The 7850-nt window shown below is 68.5% G+C and carries 8 protein-coding genes and 1 pseudogene; 1 reads left to right on the plus strand and 8 read right to left on the minus strand.

Going from position 1 to position 7850, the window contains the following annotated elements; genetic code table 11:
* The 4 genes from dmpG to PKA16_RS15185 form a co-directional block, all read right to left on the minus strand.
* Window positions 1–943 (minus strand): 4-hydroxy-2-oxovalerate aldolase (gene dmpG, locus PKA16_RS15170; protein ID WP_324404422.1); only part of this gene is annotated, 943 nt, incomplete at its 3' end.
* Window positions 944–956: 13 nt separating this feature from the next.
* On the minus strand, window positions 957–1871 hold the full coding sequence (locus PKA16_RS15175; protein WP_324404424.1) for an acetaldehyde dehydrogenase (acetylating): 915 nt from the start codon (window positions 1869–1871) through the stop codon (window positions 957–959).
* A 10-nt stretch (window positions 1872–1881) separates the two neighbouring features.
* A complete protein-coding gene (gene dmpE, locus PKA16_RS15180) occupies window positions 1882–2664 on the minus strand; it encodes a 2-oxopent-4-enoate hydratase (protein WP_196994574.1) in 783 nt (260 codons plus the stop codon).
* Window positions 2665–2746: 82 nt separating this feature from the next.
* On the minus strand, window positions 2747–4207 hold the full coding sequence (locus PKA16_RS15185; RefSeq protein WP_196994575.1) for a 2-hydroxymuconic semialdehyde dehydrogenase: 1461 nt from the start codon (window positions 4205–4207) through the stop codon (window positions 2747–2749).
* Between the two features lie 171 nt (window positions 4208–4378).
* Between PKA16_RS15185 and PKA16_RS15190 the strand changes: the two genes are divergently transcribed.
* Entirely contained in the window at window positions 4379–5284 is a 906-nt protein-coding gene (locus PKA16_RS15190) for a LysR substrate-binding domain-containing protein (protein WP_196994576.1), read from the plus strand.
* Between the two features lie 16 nt (window positions 5285–5300).
* On the opposite strand, the gene PKA16_RS15195 is transcribed toward PKA16_RS15190, so the two are convergent.
* From PKA16_RS15195 to PKA16_RS15210, 4 genes and pseudogenes are all read right to left on the minus strand, one after another.
* Window positions 5301–6161, minus strand: coding sequence for an alpha/beta hydrolase (locus tag PKA16_RS15195; RefSeq protein ID WP_196994577.1), 861 nt, complete (start codon window positions 6159–6161; stop codon window positions 5301–5303).
* A 74-nt stretch (window positions 6162–6235) separates the two neighbouring features.
* On the minus strand, window positions 6236–6691 hold the full coding sequence (locus PKA16_RS15200) for a heme-binding protein (RefSeq protein ID WP_231403478.1): 456 nt from the start codon (window positions 6689–6691) through the stop codon (window positions 6236–6238).
* A gap of 20 nt (window positions 6692–6711) precedes the next feature.
* Window positions 6712–7521, minus strand: a complete 810-nt coding sequence (locus tag PKA16_RS15205; protein ID WP_324404434.1) for a transporter — start codon at window positions 7519–7521, stop codon at window positions 6712–6714.
* Between the two features lie 162 nt (window positions 7522–7683).
* Window positions 7684–7850 (minus strand): annotated as a pseudogene (locus PKA16_RS15210) (catechol 2,3-dioxygenase); the annotation flags it as partial.

Here is a 7850-nt window from a genome sequence, read left to right on the forward strand (position 1 = left end):
TCTCGACCAGGATCTCGCGCGCCGGCACGCCGTACTTCTTCTCGGCGCGCTTGGCGAACAGGAGGAAGGAGCCGTACACGCCGGCGTAGCCCAGCGTCAGCGCGTCGCGGTCGATGCGGATGGGGAAGTCCATCACCGGCACCACCAGGTCCTCGGCCACGTCCTGGATCTTGAACACGTCCACGCCGGTGTGCACGCCCATGCGCTCGAGCACGGCCACCAGCACCTCCATCGGCGTGTTGCCGGCACCGGCGCCCAGGCCGGCGGCGGCGGCGTCGATGCGGTTGGCGCCAGCTTCGATGGCGGCGATCGAGTTGGCCACGCCCATGGCCAGGTTGTGGTGGCCATGAAAGCCCAGCTCGGTCTCGGGCTTGAGCGCGGCGCGCACGGCGGCGATGCGCTCCTTGACCTGATCGGGCAGCAGGTAGCCGGCCGAGTCGGTGACGTAGATGCAGTTGGCGCCGTAGCCTTCCATCAGCCTGGCCTGCTTGACCAGGCCTTCGGCCGAGTTCATGTGCGCCATCATCAGAAAGCCCACGGTGTCCATGTCCATCTTGCGGGCCATGGTGATGTGCTGTTCGCTGACGTCGGCCTCGGTGCAGTGGGTGGCCACGCGGATGGTGTGCACGCCCAGCTCGCGCGCCATCTTCAGGTGGTCGACGGTGCCAATGCCGGGCAGCAGCAGCGCCGACACCTTGGCCTGCTTCATCAGCGGGATGACAGCGGAGAGGTATTGCTCGTCGCTGTGGGCCGGAAAGCCGTAGTTGACCGAGGCGCCGCCCAGGCCGTCGCCGTGGGTGACCTCGATCAGCGGCATGCCGGCGGCGTCCAGGCCCTGGGCGATGGATTTCATCTGCGCCAGCGTCATCTGATGCTGCTTGGGGTGCATGCCGTCGCGCAGCGTCATGTCATGCAGGGTGATCTTCTTGCCTTGGATGTTCATGGCGGGGGCTCCTTCAGGCGGCGACGGGTTCGAGGGTGAGCGCGCCGGCCAGGATCTCCTCGGCAAACATCTCGGCGGTGCGGGCGGCGGCGGCGGTCATGATGTCCAGGTTGCCGGCGTACTTGGGCAGGTAGTCGCCCAGGCCCTCGACTTCCAGGAAGACCGACACGCGCTGGCCGTCGAACACCGGCCCGTTGACCAGCTTGTAGCCGGGCACGTACTTCTGCACCTCGGCGATCATGTCGTGGATGCTTTTCGTGATGGCGGCCTGGTCGGGCTGGCCCTCGACCAGGCAATGCACGGTGTCGCGCATGATCAGCGGCGGCTCGGCCGGATTGATGATGATGATGGCCTTGCCCCGCTTGGCGCCGCCCACCTTCTCGATGGCGCCGGCCGTGGTGCGGGTGAACTCGTCGATGTTCTTGCGCGTGCCGGGGCCGGCGGATTTGCTGGACACGGTGGCCACGATCTCGGCATAGCCCACCGGCTGCACGCGGCTGACGGCCGCCACCATCGGGATGGTGGCCTGGCCGCCGCAGGTGACCATGTTGACGTTCATCTCGCGCTTGCCCACGTGTTCGCGCAGATTGACTGGCGGCACGCAGTAGGGGCCGATGGCCGCGGGCGTCAGGTCGATCATCATCGCGCCCTGCGCCGTCACCTTGCGCGAGTTCTCGGCGTGCACGTAGGCGCTGGTGGCGTCGAACACGATCTGCACGCCGTCGGCCTTCATGTGCGGCACCAGGCCATCGACACCCTCGGCGGTGGTCTTGATGCCCATTTCGCGGGCGCGCTTGAGGCCGTCGGATTCAGGGTCTATGCCCACCATCCACACGGGCTCCAGCACGGGGCTGCGCTGCAGCTTGGCCAGCAGGTCGGTGCCGATGTTGCCGGGGCCGATCAGGGCGCATTTGATCTTGCGGGTCATACTTTTTTCCTCAAATAAAACGGACGGAGCAGCCGCCGATGCCGCCAATGGTCACGCGCAGGTTGTCGCCCGCCTGCACCGGCACCATGATTCCGAGCGAGCCCGACAGCACGACCTCGCCCGCCTCCAGCGCGATGCCGTGCGCGCCCAGGGTGTTGGCCAGCCAGGCCACGGCGTTCGCCGGGTGGCCCAGGGCGGCGGCGCCCGCGCCGGTGGCGACGATGTCGCCGTTCTTCTCCAGCACCATGCCGCAGGTGCCCAGATCGACGTCGCGCGGGTCCACCAGGCGGTCGCCGAGCACGAACACGCCGCAGGATGCGTTGTCCGCCACGGTGTCCTGGATCTTGATCTTCCAGTCGCGGATGCGCGAGTCGACGATCTCGAAGCAGGCCATCACGCCCTCGGTGGCGGCCAGCACGTCGGCGGCGGTGACGCCGGGGCCTCGCAGCGTTTTCTTCAGCACAAAGGCGATCTCGCCCTCGGCCTTGGGCTGGATCAGCGTGCTGGCGGCAACGGCCTGGCCTTCGTTGAAGACCATGCCGTCGGTGAGCCAGCCGAAGTCGGGCTGGAACACGCCCAGCATGTCCATCACCGCCCGGCTGGTGACGCCGACCTTTTTGCCCACCACGCGCTCGCCGGCGTCCAGGCGGCGCGCCAGCATGCGCTGCTGGATGGCGTAGGCGTCGGCGATGGTGATGTCGGGGTGGCGGGTGGTCAAAGGCTCCACCACCTGGCAGCCCGCGAGGGCCTGGTACAGCTCGTCGCCGAGCTGCTCGATCTGTTGGGAGTTCATGGCCATGGTTTTGCTATATAAAAAGTAGCTGCTTACGCTTGATGGATAAGGGCTTGAGGCTGATTTGGCTTAAATTCCTGCCTCACAGCTTGATACACACGTTCTTGAGCTCGGTATAGAACTCCAGCGAGTGCACGCCGCCCTCGCGGCCTATGCCCGACTGCTTGGAGCCGCCGAACGGCGTGCGCAGGTCGCGCAGGAACCAGCTGTTGACCCAGGAGATGCCGACCTCCATGCGCTGCGCCACGCGGTGCGCGCGCGACAGGTCGCGCGTCCAGATGGCGGTGGCCAGGCCGTACTCGTTGTCGTTGGCCTTGGCCAGCACCTCGTCCTCGGTGTCGAAGGGGGCGATGTGGCAGCAGGGGCCGAAGATTTCTTCCTTGATGACGCGCGCCGTCTCGGGCAGGCCGGTCCAGATGGTGGGCTGCACCCAGCAGCCGTCCTTGAGTTCGCCCGGCATGTCGGGCACGCCGCCGCCGGTGACCACCGTGGCGCCCTCCTGCACCGCCAGCTGGTAGTACGACAGCACCTTGGCCTGGTGCTCCTTGCTGATCAGCGGGCCGAGCTGGGTGTCGGCGCCCTCGGGCACGCCGATCTTCCAGCCCTCGACCTGCTGCTTCAGCGCGGCGACGAACTTGTCGAAAATCGGGCGCTCGACATAGACCCGCTCGGTGCCCAGGCAGACCTGGCCGCAGTTGACGAAGGCCGAGCGCAGCGTGCCCTCGATGGCGGCGTCAAAGTCGCAGTCGGCAAACACGATGGCGGCGTTCTTGCCGCCCATTTCCAGGCTGACGGGGCGCGCGCCCTTGGCGGCGGCCTTCATGATGACCTCGCCGGTGCGCGTCTCGCCGGTGAAGGTGATGGCGTCGATGCCGGGGTGGCTGGTGACGAACTCGCCGGCCGAGCCGGGGCCGAAGCCGTGCACCACGTTATAGACCCCCTTGGGGATGCCGACGTGGTTCATCACCTCGCCCAGCAGGGCGGCGGTGCGCGGCGTTTCCTCGGACGGCTTGACCACCACCGTGTTGCCGCAGGCCAGCGCCGGGCCGACCTTCCAGGTCATGAGCAGCAGCGGCAGGTTCCAGGGGCAGATCACGCCGACCACGCCCACGGGCTTGCGGTAGCCGTAGTTGATGGCGCCGCGGCCGTCGGGCGTGGCCATCTCGAAGAACTCGGTGGGCACGTTCTTCACCACGTCGGCAAACACCTTGAAGTTGGCGGCGCCGCGCGGAATGTCGATGTGCGAGGCCAGGCTCCTGGGCTTGCCGGTGTCGGCGCATTCGGCCTCCAGGAACTCGTCGAAGCGGCGCGTGATCTCGGCCACCAGGGCCTCCAGCAGCTCCACCCGCTGGGCCAGCGTCATGCTGCCCCACGGGCCCTTGAGCGCGGCGCGCGCGGCGGCCACGGCGGCGTCCACCTCGGCCTGGCCGGCTTCGGCCACCTGGCCGATCACCGCGTTGGAAATCGGCGTGCGGTTGTCGAACCACTTGCCGGTGGCGACGAACTCGCCGTTGATGAAGTTCAGGATCTGTTTGGCTAGCATGTCACTCTCTCTTTTCTACAGGTGGGCGGGGCGGGCCTGCACGCGGGCACCGGCCCCATCGTCACGTTGTCCTCGCAGCGATGAGGGCAACGATAGGCGGCAGTCTTCATACTGTCCAATACCGAATTTTGCGAAATCAATACCTCCGAGGTATGAAAAACAGGGGTGCCCATGGACTTGCGGCAGATGAAATACTTTTTGGCCCTGGCCCAGGAGCTGCACTTCGGGCGCGCGGCGCAGCGGCTGCACATGGCCCAGCCGCCACTGACGCGGCAGATACGGGCGCTGGAGGAAGAGCTGGGCACGGCGCTGTTCCTGCGCACGCCCAAGGGCGTGGAGCTGACGGCCGCGGGCCAGACGCTGCTGGACGAGGTGCCCAACATCCTGTCGCTGGCCCAGCGCGCCGACGAGCGCACCCGGCTGGCGGGCGCGGGGCTGATAGGGCGCCTGGACGTGGGCATCTTCGGCTCGGGCGTGCTCGACGTCATCCCCCGGCTGCTGGCGGACTTCCACCGCCAGCGCCCCGACGTGCGCCTGGAGCTGCACAACATGACCAAGGCCGAGCAGCTGCAGGCGCTGCGCGAGCGCCGCATCGCCGTGGGCTTCAACCGGCTGGTGCAGGCCGAGCCCGGCCTGGGCGTGCAGGTGGTGCTGCGCGAGCCGCTGGTCGTCGGCCTGCCCGAGACCCACCCGCTGTGCGGGCGCGCCCAGATCGGCCTGCGCGAGCTGAGCGGCGTGCCGATGATCCTGTACCCCAACGCCCCCCTGCCCGGCCTGGCGCAGGAGGTGACCGCCGCCTTCGCGCGCGAGGGCGCGCGGCTGGAGGTGGCGCAGGAGGTCGAGGACGTGCTGACCTGCGTGGCCCTGGTGGCCAGCGGCTTTGGCTGCTGCATCACCACCCAGTCCGCCATGAGCCTGCGCCTGCCGGGCGTGGCCTACAGGCCGCTGCACTCGCGCCAGCTGCGCGACATCGCCCTGTGCTGCCTCTACCGCACCGATGACGGCTCGCCGGTGCTGGCGGCCTTTTTGCGGGTGGTGCAATCCTTCGCCGCGCGGCAGGGCGCCGTGGAGCCGTAGCCAGGCAGGCATGGCCTCAAGCCTCCGCGCCTTCGGCCAGGAAGTCGCCGACCAGGCGGGCAAAGCGCGCCGCGTGCTCGATCTGCGTCCAGTGGCCGCAGCGGCCATAGACATGCAGCTGCGATTTTTCAATCCATTGGGCCAGCGTGAGCGAGGTGGACAGCGGAATCACCCGATCCTCGCGCCCATGCACGATCAGGGTCTCGTGCGCAATGCGGCGGATGTCCTGCTCGGGGCTGGTCAAGGCATCGACCCAGCGCTGGCGCGGCGCGGGGAACATGGCCGCGAACGACTCCTGGAAGCCCGGGCGGATGCTGGCCTCGTAGCGCAGCTGGGCCAGCTCGTCGTTCACCAGGGAGCGATCCCAGGCGAAGAAATCCATGATCGCGCGCATGTTCTCGAACGAGGGGGTGTAGCCCCAGACGGCGTCCAGCCCCTCGGTGAGGGTGAACGGCACGCCCACGCTGCCCATCAGCACCAGGCGGCGCACGCGCTCGGGGTGGCGTATGGCCAGCGCCAGCGCCAGCCCGCCGCCGAACGAGTTGCCCACCAGGTCGGCGCGCGCGATGCCCAGCGCATCGAGCAGGCCCACGGCCTGGCGCACCCAGGCGTCCATGCCGTAGGCAAAGCCCTCGGGCCGCTCGCTGAAGCCGAAGCCCGCCATGTCGGGCGCGATCACGCGCGCGCGCTCCGACAGCGCGGGCATGACGAGCCGCCAGTTGGCCCAGGCCGACACACCCGGGCCGGAGCCATGGATCAGCAGCACCGGATCGCCGCTGCCCACGTCGTGGTAGTTGGTGCGGATGCCGGCCGCCACGATGGAGTGCGCGACCTCCGGGTTGTGCCGGACTGGCTGGTCAGGATGAGAGACAGACATTTTTCGACTTTCGTGTGGAACCCCCGCGAGCGCGCGGCGCGCATGCGCGGGGGGTATTTGCGGGGTATGACAGATCAGGCATCGAGGCCCAGGGCCTGCAGGCCGGCCCGCGCAATGGCCTCGTCCTGCGCCTCGCTGCCGCCGGACACGCCAATGCCGCCAATGCGCGCCCCGTGCTCCACGATCGGCAAACCGCCGCCGAAGGCCACGAAGCGCGGGCGCAGCACCAGCCCCTGGCGCACGGCCTCGGAATGCGAGGCCAGCGCCGCGTGCCAGGCGCCCGTGGGCAGGCCGAAGCTGGCGGCGGTATAGGCTTTGTCGTTGGCAATATCGATGGAGTGCAGCGGCGCGCCCGCCATGCGCGCAAACGCAGCGGGCAGGCCCGCGGCATCGACCACGGCCACGTTGACACGCAGGCCCAGCGCCGTGGCGTGCCGCACCGCGGCCTCCACGGCGCGCAGCGCGGCCGGAGCGTCGATGACGGGCTGCGGCACCGAAGCCGTGTGCGGCATCTGCGATACCTGCGGCATCTGCGACATACGCTCCTCCATCAGAAGGCTTTCACGACCGAGAAGCGCAGCAGCGAGCCCTTGGACTGCGGGCCGGTGCCGGCCTCGGCGCGCAGTTCCTTGTAGAGCGCGCCCTTGAGGAACAGGCCCGCGCCCGGCACGGGATAGACCACCTCGGCGCCCAGCGCATGGCGCGATGCCTTGTCACCGCTGGCGCCCGGCCCGCTGTCTTCGCTGGTCTGCCACTGGCTGTAGCCCACCATGCCCGCCTGCCAGGCGCCGAAGGACTTGCCCAGGCCCCATTCCAGCGTGATCTGGTTGCCAGGGCGCATGCCCGCGCCGTTCTTGCCGTTGCGCTCGAAGCGCATCAGCCCCGAACCCGACCAGGTCTTGGCGCCGTCGAAGTAGTAGGTCAGGCCGCCCGTGAGCATGGTGCTCTTGAAGCCCTTGCCCGGGGAGGCGGGGTCGCTGGTGCTGGCGGTGTCGAACCACATGCCCGCGGCCGCCACGGCGTCCCACTGGGGGCCATGCCAGCCCAGCACCAGCGGCCCCAGATACACGTCGCCCACGCCCGAGCGGGTGTCGGAGATGCCCGCCGCGTTGATGGTGAGCGAAGTGCGCATCAGGGGCACGATGGCCTCCATGCCGTAGTCGGCGCCCAGCAGCTTGTGCTGCGTGACCCAGACGAAGCGGTTGGCCAGCGCCGAGACGGTGCCGCGGTTGTGCCCCGGCAGGTTGCTCTTGGTGCCTGGCGCGCGGAAATCGTCGATGTCGTAGTTGAGGAGATAGCCCAGGTAGTAGAAGCCGGGCGGCGGCACGCTCGCCGCCTGCATCCCCTCGACGCCGGGCACTTAGTGCCCCTCGGCCTGAGCCAGCGGCGCGGCCAGCGCGCCCGCCAGGGCCAGCGCGGCAACGCCCACGCTGGTTTTCATGCGGTGATTTTTGTGCATTGTCTCGTGCGTTATTTCGTACGTTGTCTTGTGCATCGTTCTGTGCATGGGGTGGGCGCCTGTTCAGGTATAGACGTCCGTGAAGGACGGCACGAGATCACCCGTGTGATAGAAGATGCCGCTGCCCAGCCTGTCCTCGCTCCAGGTGGTCACCGGGCGGTCGGGCTGGGCCAGGTAGCCCAGGCCGGCAAAGGTTTCGTTGCGGTTGCCGCTGGGGTCGAAGAAGTAAA

The organism is Ottowia sp., assembly GCF_035325765.1.
Lineage (GTDB): Bacteria > Pseudomonadota > Gammaproteobacteria > Burkholderiales > Burkholderiaceae_C > Ottowia.